Below are 21,824 nucleotides of genomic sequence, written 5' to 3'. Positions count from 1 at the left end.
ATTCCTCCAAGATCCCGGTTATTGCATGATGCGCTGAACGGAATACACGTCGCGCACCCGCTTGATTTTTTCCACCACCGACTGAAGATGCTCCGTATTCCGGATCAATAACGTCATGTGGATCATCGCTACTTTGTTTTTATCGGAGCGGCCCGACACCGCGGACATATTCGTCTTGGTTTCCGAAACCGCCTGCAGCACTTCGTTCAACAACCCGCGCCGCTCGTGGCCTGTAATTTCAATATCGACGCTGTAATTGGCTTCGGGCATGAGAGGGGACCATTCCACTTCGATGACCCGGTTCGCGTCGTCTCCGGCGCCTTCCTCGCACAGGGCGATATTGGGGCAATCCTTGCGGTGCACCGATACTCCGCGCCCCCGCGTAATATAACCGACAATATCGTCGCCGGGAACGGGATTGCAGCAGCGTGCGAACCGGACGAGCAGATTGTCCACACCCTTTACCCGCACGCCTTGCGCGGAACGGGGACGCGAAGACCGCACGGCCGTTTGGGAAGCAGGCTTCAATTCCCTCACTTCGGATGTAAGCTGCAGCTGTGACGTTTCTTCCGACTCCTTGCGCAGTTTCTCCGTCAAGCGCGTAACAATTTGCGCGGCGGTAATGCCCCCGAAGCCGATAGCGGACAGCATATCCTCGATATCGTTGAAATTAAACCGCTTGGCCGTCTCGAGCAGCTTTTCGTCCGTCAACACCTCGGACGTTTCGTAGCCGAGCCGTTTCACTTCGCGCTCGAGCGCTTCCCGTCCCTTGGCGACGTTCTCTTCCCGCTTCTCTTTCTTGAACCATTGCTTGATTTTGCTTCGGGCGTGCGAAGATTGGGCGATCTTCAACCAGTCCTGGCTAGGACCGTACGAATGCTTCGATGTAAGAATTTCGACGATATCGCCGGTTTTCAATTGATGGTCGAGAGGGACGATTCGCCCGTTTACTTTCGCGCCGATCGTGCGGTTGCCGATCTCGGTGTGAATCCGGTACGAAAAATCGAGCGGCACGGATCCGGCCGGAAGCTCGATCACTTCGCCTTTCGGCGTAAAGACGTACACCAAATCCGTGAAGAAATCCATTCGAAGCGACTCCATGAATTCCGCGGCGTCTTTCGCTTCGTGCTGAAGCTCCAATATTTCGCGGAAGAACGTCATTTTCTCTTCGAACGAACCGGACGGCACCGCCGTGGCCGAACCGTCCTTTCCTTCCTTGTACGCCCAATGCGCGGCAATCCCGTATTCCGATGTGCGATGCATATCCCATGTTCTGATTTGCACCTCCGTCGGCTCGCCCTTCGGACCGATGACGGTCGTATGCAGCGACTGGTACATGTTCGGTTTCGGCATGGCGATGTAGTCTTTGAAACGTCCGGGCATCGGCTTCCAAAGCGTATGGATGATGCCAAGCGTAGCGTAACAGTCTTTCACGTTGTCCACGATGATCCGAATCGCCAAAAGATCGTAGATTTCATTAAATTGCTTGTTTCTGGACATCATTTTCTTATATATGCTGTAGATGTGCTTAGGGCGGCCGCTGATGTCGGCTTCGATGCCCATCTCCACCAGCTTCTCACGGATTTTGTCCATTACTTCCGAGATATGGAGCTCCCGTTCGGCACGCTTTTTCTGCATGAGATTTACGATTCGATAATACTGCTGAGGATTTAAATAGCGAAGCGAGATGTCCTCCATCTCCCACCGGATGGCGGCCATCCCGAGCCGGTGGGAGATCGGACAGAAGATTTCAAGCGTTTCCTCCGAGATGCGGCGCCGGGCCTCCTCGGATTGAAATTTCAACGTACGCATATTATGCAGTCGGTCAGCCAGCTTGATAATGATCACACGAATATCTTGCGCCATCGCGATAAACATTTTTCGATAATTTTCGTTCTGCGCTTCTTCTTTCGATTTAAATTCGATTTTCTCAAGCTTTGTGAGGCCGTCGACCAGAAGCGCGCACGTGCGCCCGAACTTCGCTTCCAAGTCTTGCGTCGTCACGTTGGTGTCTTCGACGACATCATGAAGCAGACCGGCGATGACGGTCGTTGCGTCCATTTGGAGGTCCACCAAGATGTCGGCAACCGCAACCGGATGAAGAATGTAAGGTTCGCCGGATTTGCGGGTTTGGCCGCGGTGGGCTGACTCCGCGAACGCATACGCCTCCCGGATGCGCGCCAAGTCGGCTTCTTTAATATATGAAGATGCCTTCTCGAGCAATTGCTCGATTCCCATCGGCTGCCTTTCTTCCATAAACGCTTTAGACTCCTAAAATCGAATTTTGTAATCCATTATGCCTTTGTTTCATGCTTTACGTCAAGAATCGCGCATATTGCAAGAGAAATACTACCAGACGAATTGTGAAGTTTTTGTTAATATGTCGAATGAAATGGAAATAACAAGAATTTTGTCGAAAAATGTCCACAATCATTTGAAAGGGGAACTCGATCCGCCATGTCCACTGAACAACGCTCCATCGGAGTGCAAGAGAGGCCTCCGCTGCTTGCGGCATTGCCGCTTTCCTTGCAGCACTTGTTCGCCATGTTCGGCGCAACGGTGCTCGTGCCGGCGCTGTTTAAAGTCGATCCGGCGACAATCCTGCTGATGAACGGGATCGGAACGCTGTTTTATCTCATCATATGTAAAGGGCAGATTCCTGCGTACCTAGGCTCAAGCTTCGCTTTCCTTTCCCCCGTATTCGTTGTGCTCGGTTCGAAAGACTACGCCCATGCATTGGGCGGGTTCGTCGTCGCCGGCGTTATTTTTACGGCGGTGGCGCTGCTTGTATGGGCGGTGGGTACGCGTTGGATCGACGTAGTGTTTCCGCCGGCCGCGATGGGCGCGATCGTTGCCGTCATCGGCCTCGAGCTTTCGCCGGTCGCCGCACGGATGGCGGGATGGCTTCCCCCCGAGTATACGCGCCCGGAAGATTGGACCCCCGATCCGAAAGCGATCACGGTGTCCGTTATCACGCTGCTCGTCACCGTAATCGGTTCGGTGATGTTCCGCGGATTTTTGAAAATCATTCCGATTTTGATCGGTTTCGCCGCCGGTTACGCGGTTGCTGCCGCGTACGGGCTCGTCGTCTTCGATCCTGTGCGCGAATCCGACTGGTTCCGTATTCCGACGTTCACGGCTCCGGTATTCGATGCGGCTAGCATCGCGATCATCGCGCCTGCTGCGCTCGTTGTCATCGCGGAGCATATCGGCCACTTAATCGTTACCGGAAACATCGTCGGCAAAGATTTGACGAAAGAGCCGGGACTCGGACGCTCGCTGCTCGGCAACGGCATCTCGACGCTGGCGTCCGGCTTCGTCGGCTCGACGCCGAACACTACATACGGCGAAAACATCGGCGTGCTGGCCATTACGCGCGTATACTCCGTGTGGGTCATCGGCGGAGCGGCCGTCATCGCCATTCTCCTTTCCTTCGTCGGCAAATTGGCGGCGCTCATCGCGACGATCCCGGAAACGGTCATGGGCGGCGTGTCGATCCTGTTGTTCGGCGTCATCGCCGCATCGGGCGTGCGTATGCTCGTCGAGACGAAAGTGGATTATTCCAAACCGTCCAACCTAATTTTGACCGCCGTCGTTCTTGTCATCGGCATCAGCGGCGCGACGTTGGCGTTCGGCAGCTTCTCGATCAAAGGGATGGCGCTCGCAACCGTCGTTTCGATCCTGCTCGGCCTCTTCTTCAAGCTGCTGGAGCTGCTCAAGCTGAAGAACGAGTAAACAATCCAAAAAAAGGACGCCCTCGGCGACGAGGACGTCCTTTACTCTTAGTATGTGATTAAAGAAGCGACATCGATCTCTTGCAGTTTTTCTCTTCCGGACAAGTAGGAAAGCTCAATCAAGAAAGCCGTCCCGACAACTTCCCCGCCTAGTTTGCGCACCAAGTCGACACACGTGGAAATGGTGCCGCCGGTCGCCAACAAATCATCCGCGATCAGCACCTTCTGGCCCGGTTTAATGGCATCCGCATGGATCGCAAGTTTGTCTTTGCCATATTCCAAATCATAGCTTGCTTCAATGGATTCGTATGGCAGTTTGCCGCTCTTGCGGATCGGTACGAAGCCGATGCCAAGCTTATACGACAGAGGGGCTCCGACGACGAAGCCTCTCGCTTCCGGACCGCATATGACGTCGATCTGCTTGCCTGCCACCAACTCCGCAATGGAGTCAATCGCCTCTTTGTACACGGGACCGTTACTAAGCAGCGTCGTTATGTCTTTAAACCGAATTCCCGGCTGCGGATAATCCATGATGACCCGAATGTGGTCTTTAAAGTTAATGCTCATAAAATAGCCTCCGTTATTTGTTCAGCTTCTTGATCTTCAAGGAGGTCGAGCGGCGCAAGCAACCTCCGCGTCAACGTTTCAACCGGACATCCCGCCCAATAGCGGCGGGCTCTTTCCGCTTCTTCTTCCATTCGGTACGTCGGCGACTCCCGCAAATCCCTCTTCCTCGGAGAAGGCGGGCACCGGATGATTCCTTCGCCGGCCTCTTCTTCCAACAGCTGAAGCTCGCGAAACACCTGAAGCGCAAATCCGGCTTGTCCGATATCGAAACCGGTAAGGCGGGAAACCGTTTCCACAAGCGCATTATGCGGTGCGGGGCATGCTTCTTTCACGGCCGAGTACATAACGCCAAGCGACGACCTGTCACACAGCCGGTTCGCACCGGTGTTTCGTTCACCGAACGCTGCGTATATCCGCTCTAAAGAAGCACACTGTTCTAGTATATGACGAAATGAGTGCAAAGGAAACGGGCAGCATGCAACGATCATATCCGTAACGTTCTCGAACGTCGGATTGCGGGCGGCCCCAGCGTTGGCCGGCTCGCACTTCCCGTCGTATTGAAACTTATGTACCGGCATGGATTCGGCCCACGGTTCGAAGAGCGGAGGAACTCCGTCGCGCTCGGAAACAAGTATGGCCGCATTTCGTTGCGCAATTCCCCATTGCAAGAAGTTGTCGTTCATCGCCTTCGATGTCACAGCTCCGCGCCAATCGAACAGCTGCCTGTGCGGAATGCGCAAGTCCTTCACGATCAACTGCGCTGATTTCCGTCCTTTCCACTCGTTGACGGACAGCTCGCCGAGCAGATCGACGCGGGCTCCTGAGCTGATGAACGGAGCAAGTCCGCCCATTCCGAAGCATACCGCATTCACCTCCGCGCCGGTGCGGTCGCCCCGCAACGCGATTTTCAAGTGCTTGCGGTCTTTGCCGAGCACCGACGCGCTGCCGGCGACGGCGCCTCTGAGCACAAACCGGGGCGTCGTATGCTGCATCCCGTATGGAGCGAGCTTGTCCAACTCCTCTATATTTTCCACCGTAATGTCCCCTAAGCTTAGCTCCGAATCCGCGGCGAGAGACGGGAGCTTCATTTCCGGAGTAATCGTGCGTTCGGCATACTCGTTCAACCGGCGGACGAACTGTTCCAAACGATCAATCCGCACGGTAAGTCCGGCGGCCGATTCGTGCCCGCCGAAATGCTCCAAACAATCCGCGCAGTGCTGAAGCGCTTCAAACAGATGAAAGCCTGGCACCGCGCGGGCGGATCCTTTGCCGAGTCCCGTCTCCTCATCAACAGCGATAACGATGGAAGGTTTGAAGTAACGCTCCACAAGCTTGGAAGCGACGATCCCGATGACCCCAGGATTCCATCCTGAAGAAGACACGACGATGGTATCCGACGGTTCCGGAAACTTCTCCACTTGCTCAAAAGCCTCCGCCGCCGTTTGTTCAACGATCGATTGCCGTTCGCCGTTCAAGGCGTCAAGCCGCAGAGCGAGCGTCTCCGCCTCGTCCTCCTTGTCCGTCACGAGCAAGCGAACGGCCTCGTCCGCGCTGTCGAGACGCCCGACAGCGTTCACACGCGGCGCAACGGAAAATCCGATCTGACCCGCAGTGACCTCTTTGCCGGAAATGCCGGCAACTCGAAACAATGCCCGGAAACCGGCATACGGGCTGTCCCGCATTCTCTCCAAACCGAGCTTCACGATGCAGCGATTTTCCCCGGTTAGCGGCATTAAATCGGCGATCGTCCCGAGGGCGGCATATTCCGCAAGCTCTTCGGGGACGCGCCGCAGAAGCGCTTGAGCAAGCTTGAAAGCGACCCCTACGCCTGCCAATCCTTTAAAAGGGTACGGGCAGGCTGATTTTTTCGGATTTATTACGGCCACCGCATTCGGCAGCACTTCCGGCGGCTCGTGATGATCGGTAACGATGACATCCAAGCCGAGCTCCGTCGCCTTGTCCACTTGCTCCGCCGCGCTGATCCCGGTGTCGACCGTCACAAGCAAGCCCACTCCTTCGCTATGCGCTTGCTCGATCGCATGGACATGGAGGCCGTAGCCTTCCGTTACCCGATGCGGAATGTAATAGTCGAAACGCGCGCCCAACATCCGCATCAGCCGAACCATTAACGAAGTGCTGCTGACGCCGTCCGCGTCGTAGTCCCCGTATATGCGTATGTATTGTTCGTCCCGCACGGCCCGTTCGATACGTTCCGCCGCGACTGCCATGCCGTCAAGAAGCATCGGGTCATGAAACTCCAATTTCGCCGAAAGCAAAATTTCCGCTTCTTCCGCACCGATGCCTCTTGCGGCAAGCAGCGCGGCGAGCAGCGGACGTATGTTCAAACGGTCTTGAAGCGCTCGGGCGCCGGCCGGATCGGGGGAGCCGATCTTCCAGCGCGCCTTCGATGAAAGCATGCAAGCATCGCTCCTTTTCCCCGCCCTAATGCAAATTAATGTAATAAGGTCGGAAAATCTTCTTGATTGGTATCGCTTGCGCTTTTGTACGGATAACCCGGATCATACGGGTTCACGTGAATGAATACGTCCGACACATGCGTGTACGACTTCATCAGCTCATGCTTTACGGCTTTGGCAATATCGTGGCCTTCCATCACCGTAATACGCGGATTTACACTGATTTTGCAATCGACAATGACATAATGGCCGTGCTCTCTCGCCCGAAGCTCATCCACCGTAATAACGCCCCGCACGCTTTGAGCGGTTTGGATCAATTCCTCCGCGTCTTCCGCATGAAGAACGTGGTCCATCGTGTTATGGATCGATTCCATAATTAATTTGTATCCCATGCGAAGCACCAACACCGCGACGAAAAATCCTGCCACCGGGTCGGCATAATACAGCCACGGCATCCCTAGGCGCTCTCCCAGAACTGAAGCGCCCACCCCAAGAAGCGCGGCGGAAGAAGACATTACGTCGGTTCGATGATCCCATGCGTTAGCAATGAGCGCTTGGGAATTCAACTCTTTACCAAGACGGAATTTATATTGAAACAGAATTTCCTTGGCTACAATGGCGATAAGCAGCGCTACAATGGCATACCACTTAGGCGCCTGCGGCGGTTCATCGGCGAAAAAAATCGCATGAACCGCCGACTGGGCCACTTCGAAACCGACCAATAACAGCAGCACCGACACGATAATCGCCGCTATCGATTCGGCCTTGCCGTGCCCGTACGGGTGATCTTTGTCCGGCGGGCGCTTGGCCGCCTTTAAGCCGATCAATACGGCGAACGATCCGGCGACGTCGGAAGCGGAGTTGGCGGCATCGGCAATCAACGCTTTACTGCCCGACAGAAAACCGACGACCCCTTTCATAACAGCCAAACTCAAATTTCCGATAATGCCGAGCCATGCGGCGAATTCCGCCCTGGCGTGACGATTCTCCGTCATTTGGACCTCCCGAGACTCCTTTTTTTCAATTCAAACCATATCGGAGATGCGATACATATTGAAGAATATGCGCCGCTGACCAGACCGATGATCATCGCAAGCGAAAACAGCCGAATCGATTCGCTGCCGAATATGAATAGGGCGACGGCGGCAATCAATACGGTCATCACCGTGTTGACGGATCTTGTGAACGTCTGCCAAATGCTGTTGTTTATCATAGCGGATAAGTCGCCCGCCGATTTGAGCTTCGCAAAACGCAAATTCTCGCGGATCCGGTCGAAAATAACGATCGTATCGTTAATAGAGTATCCGATGATTGTCAATATCGCCACTATAAACGGCAGATTCACTTCAAGGCGGAATATGGAGAACACGGAAATGACGATAAATGCGTCGTGGAGCAGCGCCGCAATGCCTGCAATAGCGAAGCGCCACTCAAACCGGATACTGATATAGATGATGATGAAAATGCTCGCCACCAGTACCGCAATACCCGCGTTGGTAAGCTGCTCCCGTGCAAGCTCCGGGTCCACCGTATTCTCTTCTTTGGATACTTGATCTCCATACTGTGCTTTAAAAGCCTCTTCGACGGCGATCACTTGCTGCTGCGTCAAAGGATCTTTAAACCGCACCGTAACGCGCTCGCCCTCACCGCCTACGGTAGGCGTTACGTCCGCGAATCCCGCCTTCGCGAATACTTCTTTCGCTTCCGCCGCGGTCGTCGGTTTGCCGACATCAATATCCAGCGAAGATCCTGCGCGAAAATCGACGCCGTAATTTAACCCTAACGCAACGAGCGTAATAATCCCTAGCAAGGTCAAAGCGGTGGAGAAGACGTAAAATTTCTTGCGATGCTTGATAAAATCGAAGTTGAACTTATAGCGCACTGATTTCCGCCTCCTTCACGCCGAAATAGCCCGGTTTCTTCACAAGATTGCTTCGCACGAGAAGGTTGAGCAGCAGCCGCGAGAAGAATACGTTCGTAATGATGCTCGCCACAATGCTCGCAATGAGGATCAGTCCGAAGCCTCGCACGGAAGACGAACCTAGGAACATGATGACCGATGCGGCGATGATGGTCGTAACATTCGCGTCCATGATCGTGCGGAAGCTGTTCTTCGAACCGGCGCGCAGAGCGGATAGTATGGACTTGCCGCTGCGAATCTCGTCCTTGATTCGTTCGTACGTGATGATGTTGGCGTCGACCGCCATTCCGATGCCGAGCACGAACGCCGCGATTCCAGGCAATGTGAGCGTGACGCCCATCAGCTTGAACGCAAGCAATAAAAGCCATGTGTACGATATTAAAGAAATGCTGGCAACGACGCCGGGTATCCGGTAAAACGACAGCATAAATAGCAATATGATCGCGGAACCGATGATGCCGGCGAACATCGTCTCTTGCAGAGACTGCTGTCCGAGCGTCGCTCCGACGCTTTGCGTATATTTTTCGGTCAGCTTGAGCGGCAGTGCGCCTAGATTGATAATGTCGGCCAGTTCCTTCGCTTCATCGAAGGTGTAGTCGCCCGTAATGATCGCCTGGCCGTTCGTAATGACGGCATTGACGGTAGGCGCTGAAATCATCTCTTCGTCCAAATAAATGGCCAGCGGTTGGCCCAACAATCTCTCCGTCACATCGGCAAACTTTGCCGCGTCCTTCACCTTCAAAGCAATGTACGGCCGCCCCGCCTGATTGAATTCAACGGATGCGCCGCCTTGCACGAAGTCGCTTCCGATCATCTCTTTCGTTCCGTCCGGACCGCGAAACGTCAGCTCCGCCGGTTTGCTAAGAATGGCGCGAACCTCCTCTTCATTCTCCACGCCGGCAATCTTCACCCGGATCCGGTCTTTGCCTTCCGGTGTAATTTCCGGTTCCGACGTCCCGACGTCGTTTACCCGCTCCTCCAAGCTGCGGGCCGTCTCGCGCAGCGAGTCTTGGGTCACGGCTTGTCCCTCTTCCAGCGGTTCAGCCACGTAAAGAATTTCAAACCCGCCCTTCAAATCGAGTCCGAGCTTGATATCCCCCAACAAGGACGGACTAGTCCCGGCTACGACCCCTAGCGTTACGAGCACGATGAGAATAAAGGCCGCGATTCGTTTCATATCCATAGCAGCAAACTTGCTCCCTTCTTGTGTCCAATAGTCTCATTATACCACCTCGTAAAATCCAGTCAAAAACGCAAAAAAGAACGGCCGACGGGCCGCCCTTAAGCTTCTCAACTCATTTTCCAAGCGCTTAACGTCATCCAGTTCATCAGCTGCGTAGTCTTTAAAGACAATATATCGTTGACGACCCGGTGCAGCGGAGGAGTTTCTTTATATTTGCTGCTCACGCAATCCCATATATCTTTGCCGGTGACGCTCCCGTAACCGAGCATGTGAAATTCTTCCGCTTTACTCATGCAAATCGTTTCAATCATGGCGTTCAATTCATTGTCGCTCATTCCCTGTACATCTTCGCGTTCCTCGGCGATATCTTCGCGCCCAAGGCGTTGATCCCGTTCGGTCATTGCCGGTCTCCCCCGATCCAGTCTGACTCCTCTTATTGTATCACAAAAGACAAGCATGTTGGCGATAAATGACACATAACCATAAGGAAACGGACAACTTCCGCCTCGTCCGTCCCGTGAAACGGATGCGGAGCTCGAGGAAGGATCGCGCGAAGGAGCGGCTATGAACAGACAATCGTTCATTCAAGGGACAATGATATTGCTGGCGGCCGGGTTGATTAACCGCATTCTCGCATTTGCGCCGCGGATTGCCATGCCCAGGATCATCGGCGCGGAGGGGGTGGGACTGTATCAGTTGGGTTATCCGCTGCTGATCGTAGTGCTTACGTTTATAACCGGAGGCATACCGCTGGCCGTCGCGAAGCTGGTAGCCGCGGCAGAATCCGACGGTGAAGAACGGAAAGTGAAGACGATCGTCCGGCTCTCTCTGTTTTGTACAGTGCTGCTAAGCCTGTTGTTCACCGCGGCGATCGTTCTCGGCTCCTCTTGGATCTCTTCGGCGCTGCTCAACGATTCGCGTGTACGTTACACGATATTGGCCATGAGTCCGATGATCTTGATCGTAGGCGTCTCTTCCGTGTACCGCGGATATTTTCAAGGCAGGCAGAACATGATTCCCACCGCTCTTTCGCAAATCACCGAGACCGTCATCCGCATTGCCGCCATGCTTCTGTTCGCTTACTGGCTGCTGCCCTACGGACTTCATTTTGCGGCGGCGGGCGCCATGTTCGGAGTTACGGTCGGGGAATTGAGCGGACTTGCGGTGATCGCTTTTCAATACATGCGAACGAGGGGCTTCTACGCGGCTGCGGCGCTCAATGAAAATTCAAAGAATGAAGCTTCCCGAACGTCACCGGCTCTGTTTCGTTCGTTAATGCGAATCGCCATCCCGGTTACCGGCAGCCGGCTCGTCGGATCCGGCTCGTATTTTCTTGAATCGGTCATGACCGTTCAAGCGCTGGCGGCCGCGGGCGTTGCTGCGGCGGTTGCGACTGCGCAATACGGCGCTTTGCAAGGAATGGTCATCCCGGTGCTTCTGCTTCCGGGGGTACTGACCTATTCGCTCTCCGTGTCTCTCGTCCCGTCTCTTTCGGAGGCGGCCGCCCGCAGCGATATGAAGACGATCCATAAGCGTTTGCATCAAAGCTTGCGGCTCGCTCTTGTTACCGGTGCGCCGTTCGCCGTCTTTATGTACGTTCTTGCCGAACCCATTTGCTACTATTTGTACAACGAACCGGAAGTGGGAGCGATGCTGAAAATGATGGCTCCGGCCGCTATTTTCCTCTACTTCCAAGGTCCGCTGCAAGCGACGCTGCAAGCGTTGGACCGGCCGGGAGCCGCGCTCTTGAACACGTTCTACGGGGCTGCGATTAAATTGACGCTCATATTCCTGTTAGCCACACAGCCCAGATTTGGAATATACGGCGTGATCGCCGCCATCAATGTGAATATCGTTTTGGTGACGATGCTTCATTGGAACAGCGTCGTCGGTTTCATCAAATACCGCTTTCCGATTGCCGATTTGATCAAGACGGGCGCCGCGGCTTGCTTAACAGGTTATGCGGCGCATGCGTTATTCGTGACGGAGTGGTCTTCATCCCCGCTTCTCCGGTTTGCCGCCGCAGCATTAGGGGGAGGCTTGCTGTATTTGTGCTGCGTCTTTTTGTTAAAGCTGGTGGATAAGGACGACTTCGGCCGGCTTCCGTTTCACCGCAAAAAATAAAATTGAACGCCATACCGCTACTTCTTATCGATAAACATTTTGCCGCGATGGTCGATCGTACATAGAAATACGTCTTTCGCATCCGAGATGCCCCGGTTTTGCAGTTCGTTCTTGAGCCAAAATCTTGTCTTGCCGATCACTTTCAAGTTTTCGTCATGAACCTTGCCGTCCATGATGAGCGGAATGGGCAAGCCTTCGTACCGAAACGTGACGGGCTTGCCTTCTTTGCCGTTGAATTGCACAACGGAGGACTTCTTCGATTGGCCCGAGTCCTGCGGATCGCGGCCGTCTGCTCCACGGAACTCCTGCCGGGTCGTGACGGACAGCTTCCCCGTTGTTTCCAAGATCGCGAACTCGACGTCCGCTACGTTGTTCACTTTGCTCTCCCGAAGCTGCATCATGAGGTCATCCAAGCTGTAACGCTGTCTTCGCATCTCTTCGCGGTTCAGTTTCCCGTTTTCGATAATGACGCTCGGTCTGCCTTCAAAGACATTCCGGACCGTGCGGTTTTTTAAGGTGAAGTATGCAATCGTCACTTGCGTCAAGGCGAGCACGACCATCGGCAATACGCCTTCCCATATCGGCCGGTCAGTCTCCCCGATGAGTAAAGCGGCCATCTCTGCGATCATTATCGAAATGACTAAATCGAAAACGGACAGTTTGCCGATTTCCCTCTTGCCCATAATTCGAAGGATGATGTTGATTACAAAGTAGACCAGCAGTGTCCGCCATACGATCGAAAGAGCTTCCATGCGCCTCCTCCCTTCGCAGTGAATCCGCTAAACGTATTCTCACCGCGGTTTTGGCAAGCCATGCAAAAAATGCACGCGTAACTTTTGGCAGCTTGGTCTTTTTTTCACGGCTTGACCATATGGTGTACTAATGAATAGCTGCGGAGGTCGATGGCATGAATACGATGAAGGGAATGACGTCCGGCGTGCGAGCGGGATCTCCGATACTTACGGGTCTCCTCTATTCCCTCGTTTCGATGGCGCTTGCAACGGTTATCGTCTCGTTGGTTTTAAAGTTTTCCGGCATGAAAGAAGGTTCGATGACGACATACGTATATGTCATTCACAGTGCGGCGTTGTTTATCGGCGGGTTGGTGACGGGGAAACGATCGGGAAAACGCGGCTGGTATAACGGAGGCATGATGGGTGTATTGTACAGCGTAGTGGTCGTATTGATCGGATTTTTAAGCTACGATGCGGCTTTGACGATGTACACGTTAGTGTTGTTCGCGCTGTCGTTCTTCATGGGAGCGTTCGGCGGCATGATCGGCGTCAATTTGCGGAGATGATTTGGAACTGGGGCAATTTTTTCGCTTTGCGGGAAAATAACGGAAAAAGGAGCCTGTCGTATAAACAGACAGTCTCCTTTTTTGTTAGTCAGTCCACTTTATATTGTTTCATCCGCATTACTCCGGCTTCGTATCCGATGCCGGCGCGCTCGATACGACCGTCTCAATCGCAGCGCGGTTAAACGTCAGACGAGTCGAGTCGTTCACAAGCACTACGGCCACGTCGTCGGTCAATTCCACAACTTTCCCGTGAATGCCGCCGAGCGTGATGACTTTATCGCCCTTCTTCAAATTCGCAAGCATCATATTTCGAGTCTTTTGACGCCTCTGCTGCGGGCGGATGAGCAAGAAATAGAAGATTGCGAACATCAATACGAAAGGCAGCAGCGACATCCACGCGCCCGCCCCGCCTTGAGTTCCTTCCGCCGCAGCCGCGGCACCAGCCATAATAAACATCCAATTTCCTCCTTGTGCAATAAAAATTGATTAAAAACCTTTGTCATTGTCATGCAATCCGTATTTGGAGAAAAACTGCTCTCTATAATCGCCTAACCGATCCTCCACGATCGCTTGGCGCACGTTGCGCATCAATTCAAGCAAGAAATGCAAGTTGTGGTACGTCGTCAGCCGGATGCCGAACGTTTCGTCGGCTTTAATCAAGTGGCGTATGTATGCGCGGGAGTAATTCCGGCACGTGTAGCACGAGCATTCCGGGTCGAGCGGACCGAAATCGCGGGCGAATTGGGCGTTGCGTATGACCAGGCGGCCCCCGCTCGTCATCGTCGTGCCGTTGCGCGCAATACGCGTCGGCAGCACGCAATCGAACATATCGATGCCCCGAATGGCGCCGTCGATCAACGCGTCAGGCGACCCTACACCCATCAGGTAGCGCGGTTTGTTCGACGGGAGCAGCGGCGCCGTATATTCAAGCACCTCGTACATGAGATGCTTCGGTTCACCCACGCTTAATCCTCCAATAGCATACCCCGGGAAATCCATGGAAGTCAAATCCGCGGCGCTCTGCCTCCGGTATTTCTCGTACATTCCCCCTTGCACGATCGCAAACAGCGCCTGATCGTGGGGCCGGGCATGCGCCTTCAAACAGCGTTCCGCCCACCGGGTCGTCCGTTCCGTCGACTGCTTCACGTAATCCTCTTCCGCCGGATACGGCGGGCATTCGTCGAATGCCATCATGATATCGGATCCGAGGGCGTTCTGAATTTCCATGGCGGTTTCCGGACCGATGAACAGCTTGTCACCGTTAAGATGCGAGCGGAAATGGACGCCTTCTTCCGTAATTTTCCGCAGATCGCTTAACGAAAACACTTGGAAGCCGCCGCTGTCGGTCAAAATCGCCCGATCCCAATTCATGAATTTGTGAAGCCCGCCCGCTTCGCGGACCAATTCATGGCCGGGCCGAAGAAAGAGATGATACGTATTGCTTAAAATGATGCCCGCGCCCATCTCCTTCACTTCTTCCGGGCTCATCGTCTTCACCGTCGCCTGCGTGCCTACCGGCATGAATGCCGGCGTGTCGAAGGTGCCGTGAGGAGTGTGCACTTTGCCCAATCTTGCGCCCGTTTGCTTGCATGTTTTGATCAACTCATATGTCACTGCTGCCATCCGTCACACTCTTTTCCGCATCAATAAATGAACATCGCGTCTCCGAAACTGAAAAAGCGGTATTCCCGATCCACTGCCTCCCGGTACGCTTCCAACACCCGTTCCCGGCCGGCAAGCGCGCTGATCATCATTAGGAGCGTCGATTTCGGCAGGTGGAAATTGGTGATTAATGCGTCCACCGCCAAAAACGTATAACCCGGATAAATGAAAATGTCGGTCCACCCGCTCACATCTTCGTCCGTACCGGATAAAATCTGTTGCGCGGCCGTCTCGAGCGTTCGCGCCGACGTCGTACCCACCGCCACGACGCGTCCTCCGCGCTTCTTCGTTTCGCGAACGGCGCGCGCCGTTTCGCCCGGAACGTCGTAATATTCCGCATGCATGACATGCTCTTCCACTTTGTCGGCGGATACGGGACGAAACGTTCCGAGCCCTACATGAAGCGTAACCGTCGCCGTCCGGACTCCCGAAGCGCGGATCCGTTGCAAGTATTCCTCGGTAAAATGCAAACCCGCCGTCGGCGCGGCGGCCGAACCCGGATTCGCCGCATATACGGTCTGATACCGGTCCTTATCTTCCAGTTGCTCTTTAATATACGGAGGAAGCGGCATGTGGCCCAGGCGTTCGAGCAGCTCCAAGAACACTCCTTCATATTGAAAGGCGACGATTCGACCGCCGCCTTCCGTCTCCGCTTCCACCGTCGCGCGCAATAACGGCGACAGCGGATCGTCGCCGAATACGATAACGGCTCCTTCTTTTAAACGTTTGCCCGGTTTGGCCAATGTTTCCCATCTGTCGTCTCCGAGCGGCTTCAAAAGCAGCAGCTCGGCTTTCGCTCCGGTGTCGGCTTTGACGCCGTATAATCTTGCCGGCAGCACCTTCGTGTCGTTCATGACAAGCAAATCGCCGGGCGCGAGCATATCGATCAGGTCGGAAAAATGTTTATGCTGTATTTCCCCAGTCCGGCTATTTAGCGTCATAAGACGGGATGCCGTCCGGTCGGACAGAGGTGTCTGAGCGATCAAGCGCTCCGGCAAATCGAAATCAAATGCGCTGACGTCCATGAGCTCAACCTTTCACAAGGGTAGCGTCTTTGTAGTAGTATTGCAGAATTTTCCTATAGTCATACCCGAGCTCCGCCAGTCCGAACGCGCCCCATTGGGACATGCCGAGACCGTGACCGAAACCGTACCCCAAAAACCGGAACTGCGGTTCTCCGGTTGCATACCGCGCGGTGCCGTCGCCCGTCGTGATCAAATAGCCTTCTCCGTTCAAGGCGCTCTTGCGGCCGCCGGCGGCAATCGCCGACAGGGAAGCTGCTCCGCCGGCATTCGGCAAGGCCGTTGTTCGCCCACCCGATCCGAGCACGGTCACTTTCGCCGTCTCTTCCACCTCGAACCGCGTGCTCGGGAGCCCGAGAAGCGTTCGGTAATGCTCCGGCCGGTTCATCTGAAGGAGACGGTCATTGACGGTCATGCCGGTCACACGGCCGGTAGCCGCACCCCGGGCCGAAACCTCAAGCTCCCTGACGGCGGTTATTTGAGCGAGCTCCTGCGATGCCACACCGCTTGATGCCATGAGGGTAAGCAGCCGGCCGGCCGAAACCGGTCCGCGGATCCACTGGTATGAGGTAGACTCCATGTCGCGGCCGAAAATCGTCACTTTGTCGCCTGCGTTCAATTGGCCGATCGGCGCATTCGTCTCGTTATTTACATATGGAGCTTGTCTTACGTTCACCGTTTCGGTCGCCGTTCCCGTCGGAAAACCGGCGCGGTTCGTCCCGTCGGAAAGAAGAATGAAGTCCGACCTCACGTAACCGACGGTTCCTTGACCATAAGCGACCCGATACCATACAAGCTTCCCGCGTTCGGCGGAAACGTCCAAACTCGGAACGGGGGAAATCCCGGCGATCGGCTGCCCCGTCACTTCCGTCGGATCCGCCGTCATGTTTCCGGAATTGCTATGATAGAACGCATCGAGAAGCTGCCCGTCGGATCTCATCAGCACCTCGCCCGACGTCGCCGTCACGGCGCTCTGAATCGCCGGAAACTCCCGTTCGATCCCCCGGTACGACTGATCGTTCGTCGTATCGCTCACATGGGCGACGCCGTATTTCAAGCCTTGTTTCAATGCGTATGTTCTTGCGGCGACCGCTTGCGCTTTCAGCGCCTCGGCGGGCCACGCGGCGTCGAGCTCGGACCCGACGACGGACGTTACGTACGATTCGAGAGGAACGCGGTTAACAACCGCCAGAGCGTTGTTGTAACGCGATAACTCGACCGTTCCGCGGTACGTTCGTCCGGAACGTTCTTTGACGCGCACGCCCGCGCCGGAATTTTTCGGAGCGGCGACGACCGTATGTCCTTCTCCTCCGAACGAATAATGAACCGTTGCGGCGCCCAATGCGGTCGCGGTAGTGCCGGAACGATCGATGCGGCGGATAAGATAGGGAGCGGCCGCGTTCACGGAGACTGTCGATATGCCGCTCACTTTCCGGCTTGCCTCATCGACCGCTTTCTTCAGCTGTGCCTCGTCCGCCGTTTCGCCGATCCAGACGGAATATAGCGTCGATCCGCTCTCATTCGGAGCGGCGGCGATAACCCCAAACACGCCTGCGTCCCACAAGGCGGCCGCTGCGGACAGCGCTTCCGCTTCGGTCGAATAAGAACCGGCGCTGGCGTACTGAGGACCGGAGAGCGTCGGCTGCGCGCCTCCCGACAGCTTTGTAATCGCGGCATTGCCGGCTAAAGATATGCGGACCGTATCCGCTTGGGAGCGGCTGGAGAACGGACCGGCGTAAATGCGGTACGCCGGGTTTCCTTTAACCGTGTGCTCGTACACTGTGCCGGGCTGCTTCGCTCTTTGCAGCTCGGCAAGAAGGGCCGCGGCTTTCGCTTCGTCGCCGGTTTGGGCGACGAACACCCTGTAAACGTCCAACGAAAACCGGGTTTCCGCTTGATTCGCCGCTTCCAGCCACGGCGCTACCGCGCCTTCCTTCATCATTGTGCCGAACGACAAACCGCCTTCTGCGGACAAAGTCACGTGCGAAGACGCAGCGGCGTATTTGTCGGTCGTAATAAATAAAGCGACGCGAACGTCCTGCAAGGCCGGGATAGCTCCGCTTTCAGCGGCGGATGCGCCCGGCACAGACAATGCGATGCATATGCATAACGATAACGCGAAGCGAAACCAACGAATCTTCATTCCCCATCATTTCCTTTCGGAGCCGGCAAGCCCAAATGTTTGTAAGCCGACGGCGTTACTACGCGTCCTCTGGGCGTCCGCTGCAAAAATCCGATCTGCAGCAAGTACGGTTCGTATACGTCTTCAATCGTCTGGCTCTCTTCTCCGATCGTTGCGGCGATCGTGTCAAGCCCTACGGGACCGCCCTTGAAATTGCCGATTATCGAACGAAGCATCTTATGGTCGATCGCGTCCAGCCCAAGCTCGTCTACTTGGAGCATACGCAGCGCCGTATCCGCGGCTTCGCTCGTAATGATCCCGTCGCCGCGTACTTGAGCGTAATCCCGCACCCGCTTCAGCAGACGGTTGGCGATGCGGGGCGTGCCGCGCGACCGCAAGCCTATCTCGCGCGCCGCCTCTCCTACGATTTGAACGCCGAGAATGTCCGCCGCCCGCGTCACGATGTAGGTAAGCTGGTCGACGGTATAAAATTCGAGACGGCACACGACGCCGAAGCGGTCGCGCAGCGGGGACGACAGCAATCCCGCGCGGGTTGTGGCCCCGACTAACGTAAACGCCGGCAAATCCAAGCGGACGGAACGGGCGCTCGGTCCTTTGCCGATGATGATATCGAGCGCGAAATCCTCCATCGCCGGATAAAGAACTTCCTCCACCGTGCGGTGAAGCCGATGGATTTCATCGATGAAAAGCACGTCGCCCTCCTGCAAATTCGTCAGGATGGCGGCCAAATCTCCGGGGCGCTCTATCGCGGGGCCCGAAGTGGTTCGCAAATTTACGCCGAGTTCGTTCGCAATAATGTTGGACAGCGTCGTCTTCCCTAAACCCGGCGGTCCGTACAACAGTACATGGTCCAAACTTTCCTTGCGCATCTTGGCGGCTTCGATATAAATTTTAAGGTTTTCCTTCACCTGTTCTTGTCCGATATACTCGGACAAGTAACGTGGACGAAGGCTGTACTCCACTTGATTGTCTTCCATCATCAAGTGAGCCGAAATGATCCGATCCTCCATGATGCTCCCTCTCCCATGTTACTTTGCCTGATACAAAGCCTGCAGCGCCAGCTTGATGAGCGCATCCGGTCCGGCGCCTTCTTGAGTCTTATTGCGGATGTCCCTCCATGCGCGTTCCGTTTCGGATTCTGAATATCCGAGCGACAACAGGGCTTCCTTCGCTTCCCTCCATGCAGAGGCGATGGAAGCCGGAGTTCCGTGCGCCGCGGCGGCGGCCGCGGTAGGCACGACCTCGCCCCCCGACGACGTTCCGGACGGAGCGCCCGCTCCGATGCCATCGAGCTTGTCTTTCAAGTCCAATACCATTCTCTGCGCCGTCTTTCGCCCGATGCCGGGCAACCGCGTGAGGAACGTGATGTCCTCATCCTCGATGGCGCGTGCGATCCGTTCAGGGCTCCCTCCGGACAATACGCCGATCGCCACGCGCGGACCGATGCCGGAAACGTCCAGCAGCTTGCGGAACAGCGATTGTTCCTCGCGGCTGCCGAAGCCGAACAGCTGGATGGCGTCCTCCCGCACATGATGATGGATGAACAATGTCACCGGTTCTTCCCCTTTGGCTGCAACCGCATACGGATTGGCGCAAAAAACACGGTACCCGACGTCGCGCACGTCGAGCACGACAAAATCGGTATCCACAAACACGGGCTTCCCCCGCAAAAAATCGATCATGGCTTATGAACCTCGTTCATTTTGTCAGTAAACGTCGATGTGTGCGCGTGGCAAATCGCTACGGCCAACGCGTCGGCGACGTCGTCCGGTTTAGGGACGGCGACCAAGTTCAAAAACATGCGGACCATCTCCTGCACTTGGCGCTTCTCCGCCTTTCCGTAACCGACGACGGCTTGTTTGACTTGCAGCGGCGTATATTCGGCGACCGGCAGGCCGCGCTGCACGGCGGCAAGGAAAATAACGCCGCGGGCTTGTCCGACGCTCAGGGCCGTCGTAACGTTCTTATTAAAAAACAGCTTCTCAATCGCCACCGCATCGGGTTTATATGTATCGATCAACCCAAGCGTCGATTCGTAAATTTCCTTCAAGCGCACCCCTTGATCGGTTTCCGCTTCGGTTTGGATACAGCCGTATTGAATCGGCAGCAGCCGGCTGCCGTTCTTATCGACAAATCCGAAACCGACGATCGCAAGCCCGGGGTCGATTCCCATTATGCGCAACAGCGCCTCTCCCCTTGTGCGAACATATGTATTCCTTCCGTTATTTTATCAGAGGAAAACGGGAGCGTCCATCTCCCGTTAGCCCCATTTGACCTCGGACAGCCATCCGTGCTTGAACAGCTGAAGCAGAAAGTCGGCATAGTAATCCGGGCTACCGTGTATGTGAGCATCCTTTGCCCCCTTTCCTCATGCCAAATACCTTAAATACACATATGCTGTGGCGACGACGATCGACAGAAGCATGAGCGGAAAGCCGACTTTCAAATATTGCAAAAATGAGATCGGATGACCTTCTTTAGCCGATAACCCGGCGACAATCACGTTTGCGCTTGCCCCGATCAGCGTCCCGTTGCCGCCGAGACAGGCGCCGAGCGCCAGACTCCACCATAATGGCTCTAAATCATCAACACCGAGCGCGCCCATCTCTTGAATGAGCGGAATCATCGTCGCTACGAACGGAATGTTATCGATGAATGCGGAAGCGATGGCGCTCAACCATAAGATGAGAATGGCCGTCGGCGCGATTTCGCCGCCCGTCAATTCGATCGCGGCTCGCGCAAGGTCCTCGATTACGCCCGTGAATTCCAAGCCCGACACAAGCACGAACAAGCCGACGAAGAAAAAGATCGTCGTCCATTCGACTTTTGCAAGGGAATGCTCCAACTTATGTTCGCCTGTAAGCAGCAGCAGCAAAAACGCGCCAGCCAACGCAACGGTTGCGGATTCAATATGAAGAGCCTGATGCAGGAAAAACCCCGCGATCGTCAGCCCGAGCACCGACAACGCTTTAATAAGCAGCTTTTTGTCTCCGATTTCCAAGCGCTCGTCCATCTTCATCATATTTTGTTTCAAATCTTCGGTCGTTTGGATCTGCTTGCGGTACATGAATGCAAAGATGACCAGCGTAACGATGAGTATTGCCGCGGAAATAAGCGCCAAATTGTCAATAAATGCTATGAAGCCCCCAAGCTCCTCCACTCTGCTTCCGATCATAATATTCGGAGGATCTCCGATCATCGTCGCCGTGCCGCCGATATTGGAGGAGATGATCTCCGATATGAGAAACGGCATGACCGGAAGCTTCAGTTGCCGAACGATGCTGAACGTCACCGGCACCATAAGGAGCACTGTCGTCACATTGTCCAAGAACGCGGACGCGATTGCGGTAATAAGGTTCAATGCGACAAGGATCCGCACCGGATCGGCCTTCGCTATTTTCGCCGATTTAACGGCCAAGTAGCGGAATATTCCGGTCTCCGACGTAATATGCACAATGATCATCATTCCCGTCAGCAAGCCGAGCGTGTTGAAATCGATCGCGTGGACGGCTTCTTCTTGCGATACGATTCCGAACGCTACGACCAGAACGGCCCCGGCCATGGCGACGATGGTGCGGTGAATTTTTTCGGCAATGATAAATCCGTACGTGATCAAAAAGATCGCGACGGCCCATACCGCTTGTTGTTCCATGAGTTTCTCTTTCTCCCTTCTTGCGCTGCAATAACATTCTGAAATTATATAAGAAAACCTGCTTCGATGCCAACAGAAAACAGCTTCGACCGAAGCGAT

Annotated in this window: 19 protein-coding genes; 3 read left to right on the top strand and 16 right to left on the bottom strand. The window is 55.0% G+C overall.

What is annotated here, in order from left to right; all coding sequences use genetic code 11:
* Nucleotides 1-18: 18 nt before the first annotated feature.
* Nucleotides 19-2,238 carry a RelA/SpoT family protein gene (locus JET16_RS15520; protein ID WP_199617464.1) on the bottom strand — a complete coding sequence of 740 codons (2,220 nt, stop codon included), beginning with the start codon at nucleotides 2,236-2,238 and terminating at the stop codon, nucleotides 19-21.
* Between the two features lie 219 nt (nucleotides 2,239-2,457).
* Between JET16_RS15520 and uraA the strand changes: the two genes are divergently transcribed.
* A complete protein-coding gene (uraA, locus tag JET16_RS15515; RefSeq protein WP_199617282.1) occupies nucleotides 2,458-3,735 on the top strand; it encodes a uracil permease in 1,278 nt (425 codons plus the stop codon).
* Between the two features lie 47 nt (nucleotides 3,736-3,782).
* Here the strand turns inward: uraA and JET16_RS15510 are convergent, their stop codons facing one another.
* The 6 genes from JET16_RS15510 to JET16_RS15490 form a co-directional block, all read right to left on the bottom strand.
* A complete protein-coding gene (locus JET16_RS15510) occupies nucleotides 3,783-4,295 on the bottom strand; it encodes an adenine phosphoribosyltransferase (RefSeq protein WP_199617462.1) in 513 nt (170 codons plus the stop codon).
* Between the two features lie 2 nt (nucleotides 4,296-4,297).
* Nucleotides 4,298-6,718 carry a single-stranded-DNA-specific exonuclease RecJ gene (gene recJ / locus JET16_RS15505; RefSeq protein ID WP_199617280.1) on the bottom strand — a complete coding sequence of 807 codons (2,421 nt, stop codon included), beginning with the start codon at nucleotides 6,716-6,718 and terminating at the stop codon, nucleotides 4,298-4,300.
* Between the two features lie 35 nt (nucleotides 6,719-6,753).
* Nucleotides 6,754-7,713, bottom strand: coding sequence for a cation diffusion facilitator family transporter (locus JET16_RS15500; RefSeq protein ID WP_199617279.1), 960 nt, complete (start codon nucleotides 7,711-7,713; stop codon nucleotides 6,754-6,756).
* Entirely contained in the window at nucleotides 7,710-8,600 is an 891-nt protein-coding gene (gene secF, locus JET16_RS30175) for a protein translocase subunit SecF (protein WP_325176701.1), read from the bottom strand. The genes JET16_RS15500 and secF overlap by 4 nt, the downstream gene beginning before the upstream one ends.
* Nucleotides 8,590-9,816 carry a protein translocase subunit SecD gene (gene secD / locus JET16_RS30170; protein ID WP_233531693.1) on the bottom strand — a complete coding sequence of 409 codons (1,227 nt, stop codon included), beginning with the start codon at nucleotides 9,814-9,816 and terminating at the stop codon, nucleotides 8,590-8,592. Before secD ends, secF begins: the two co-directional genes overlap by 11 nt.
* A gap of 113 nt (nucleotides 9,817-9,929) precedes the next feature.
* Entirely contained in the window at nucleotides 9,930-10,223 is a 294-nt protein-coding gene (locus JET16_RS15490) for a post-transcriptional regulator (protein ID WP_325176700.1), read from the bottom strand.
* Between the two features lie 163 nt (nucleotides 10,224-10,386).
* Here JET16_RS15490 and spoVB point away from each other — a divergent pair, with 163 nt between their 5' ends.
* A complete protein-coding gene (gene spoVB / locus JET16_RS15485) occupies nucleotides 10,387-11,946 on the top strand; it encodes a stage V sporulation protein B (RefSeq protein WP_199617278.1) in 1,560 nt (519 codons plus the stop codon).
* Nucleotides 11,947-11,963: 17 nt separating this feature from the next.
* On the opposite strand, the gene JET16_RS15480 is transcribed toward spoVB, so the two are convergent.
* Complete coding sequence (locus JET16_RS15480; RefSeq protein WP_199617277.1) at nucleotides 11,964-12,698, bottom strand: DUF421 domain-containing protein; 735 nt, start codon at nucleotides 12,696-12,698, stop codon at nucleotides 11,964-11,966.
* Nucleotides 12,699-12,853: 155 nt separating this feature from the next.
* Between JET16_RS15480 and JET16_RS15475 the strand changes: the two genes are divergently transcribed.
* Complete coding sequence (locus JET16_RS15475; RefSeq protein WP_233531670.1) at nucleotides 12,854-13,246, top strand: TIGR04086 family membrane protein; 393 nt, start codon at nucleotides 12,854-12,856, stop codon at nucleotides 13,244-13,246.
* Between the two features lie 117 nt (nucleotides 13,247-13,363).
* Here JET16_RS15475 and yajC read toward each other — a convergent pair whose 3' ends face one another.
* The 8 genes from yajC to JET16_RS15435 form a co-directional block, all read right to left on the bottom strand.
* Nucleotides 13,364-13,693 carry a preprotein translocase subunit YajC gene (gene yajC / locus JET16_RS15470; protein ID WP_199617459.1) on the bottom strand — a complete coding sequence of 110 codons (330 nt, stop codon included), beginning with the start codon at nucleotides 13,691-13,693 and terminating at the stop codon, nucleotides 13,364-13,366.
* 39 nt (nucleotides 13,694-13,732) lie between these two features.
* Complete coding sequence (gene tgt / locus JET16_RS15465; RefSeq protein WP_199617276.1) at nucleotides 13,733-14,869, bottom strand: tRNA guanosine(34) transglycosylase Tgt; 1,137 nt, start codon at nucleotides 14,867-14,869, stop codon at nucleotides 13,733-13,735.
* Nucleotides 14,870-14,889: 20 nt separating this feature from the next.
* A complete protein-coding gene (queA, locus tag JET16_RS15460; protein WP_199617274.1) occupies nucleotides 14,890-15,933 on the bottom strand; it encodes a tRNA preQ1(34) S-adenosylmethionine ribosyltransferase-isomerase QueA in 1,044 nt (347 codons plus the stop codon).
* A 4-nt stretch (nucleotides 15,934-15,937) separates the two neighbouring features.
* A complete protein-coding gene (locus tag JET16_RS15455; RefSeq protein ID WP_199617272.1) occupies nucleotides 15,938-18,073 on the bottom strand; it encodes a SpoIID/LytB domain-containing protein in 2,136 nt (711 codons plus the stop codon).
* Nucleotides 18,070-19,083, bottom strand: a complete 1,014-nt coding sequence (ruvB, locus tag JET16_RS15450; protein ID WP_199617270.1) for a Holliday junction branch migration DNA helicase RuvB — start codon at nucleotides 19,081-19,083, stop codon at nucleotides 18,070-18,072. The genes JET16_RS15455 and ruvB overlap by 4 nt, the downstream gene beginning before the upstream one ends.
* Before the next feature lie 18 nt (nucleotides 19,084-19,101).
* Nucleotides 19,102-19,755 carry a Holliday junction branch migration protein RuvA gene (ruvA, locus tag JET16_RS15445; protein WP_199617268.1) on the bottom strand — a complete coding sequence of 218 codons (654 nt, stop codon included), beginning with the start codon at nucleotides 19,753-19,755 and terminating at the stop codon, nucleotides 19,102-19,104.
* Nucleotides 19,752-20,255 carry a crossover junction endodeoxyribonuclease RuvC gene (ruvC, locus tag JET16_RS15440; RefSeq protein WP_199617266.1) on the bottom strand — a complete coding sequence of 168 codons (504 nt, stop codon included), beginning with the start codon at nucleotides 20,253-20,255 and terminating at the stop codon, nucleotides 19,752-19,754. The genes ruvA and ruvC overlap by 4 nt, the downstream gene beginning before the upstream one ends.
* A 186-nt stretch (nucleotides 20,256-20,441) precedes the next feature.
* Nucleotides 20,442-21,725, bottom strand: coding sequence for an ArsB/NhaD family transporter (locus tag JET16_RS15435; RefSeq protein ID WP_199617264.1), 1,284 nt, complete (start codon nucleotides 21,723-21,725; stop codon nucleotides 20,442-20,444).
* Between the last annotated feature and the right edge of the window lie 99 nt (nucleotides 21,726-21,824).

Source organism: Paenibacillus alkalitolerans (genome assembly GCF_016482785.1).
Taxonomy (GTDB): domain Bacteria; phylum Bacillota; class Bacilli; order Paenibacillales; family YIM-B00363; genus Paenibacillus_AE; species Paenibacillus_AE alkalitolerans.
The sequence above is the reverse complement of the archived record's forward strand: the minus strand, read 5'-3'. Positions and strand labels throughout refer to the sequence as shown.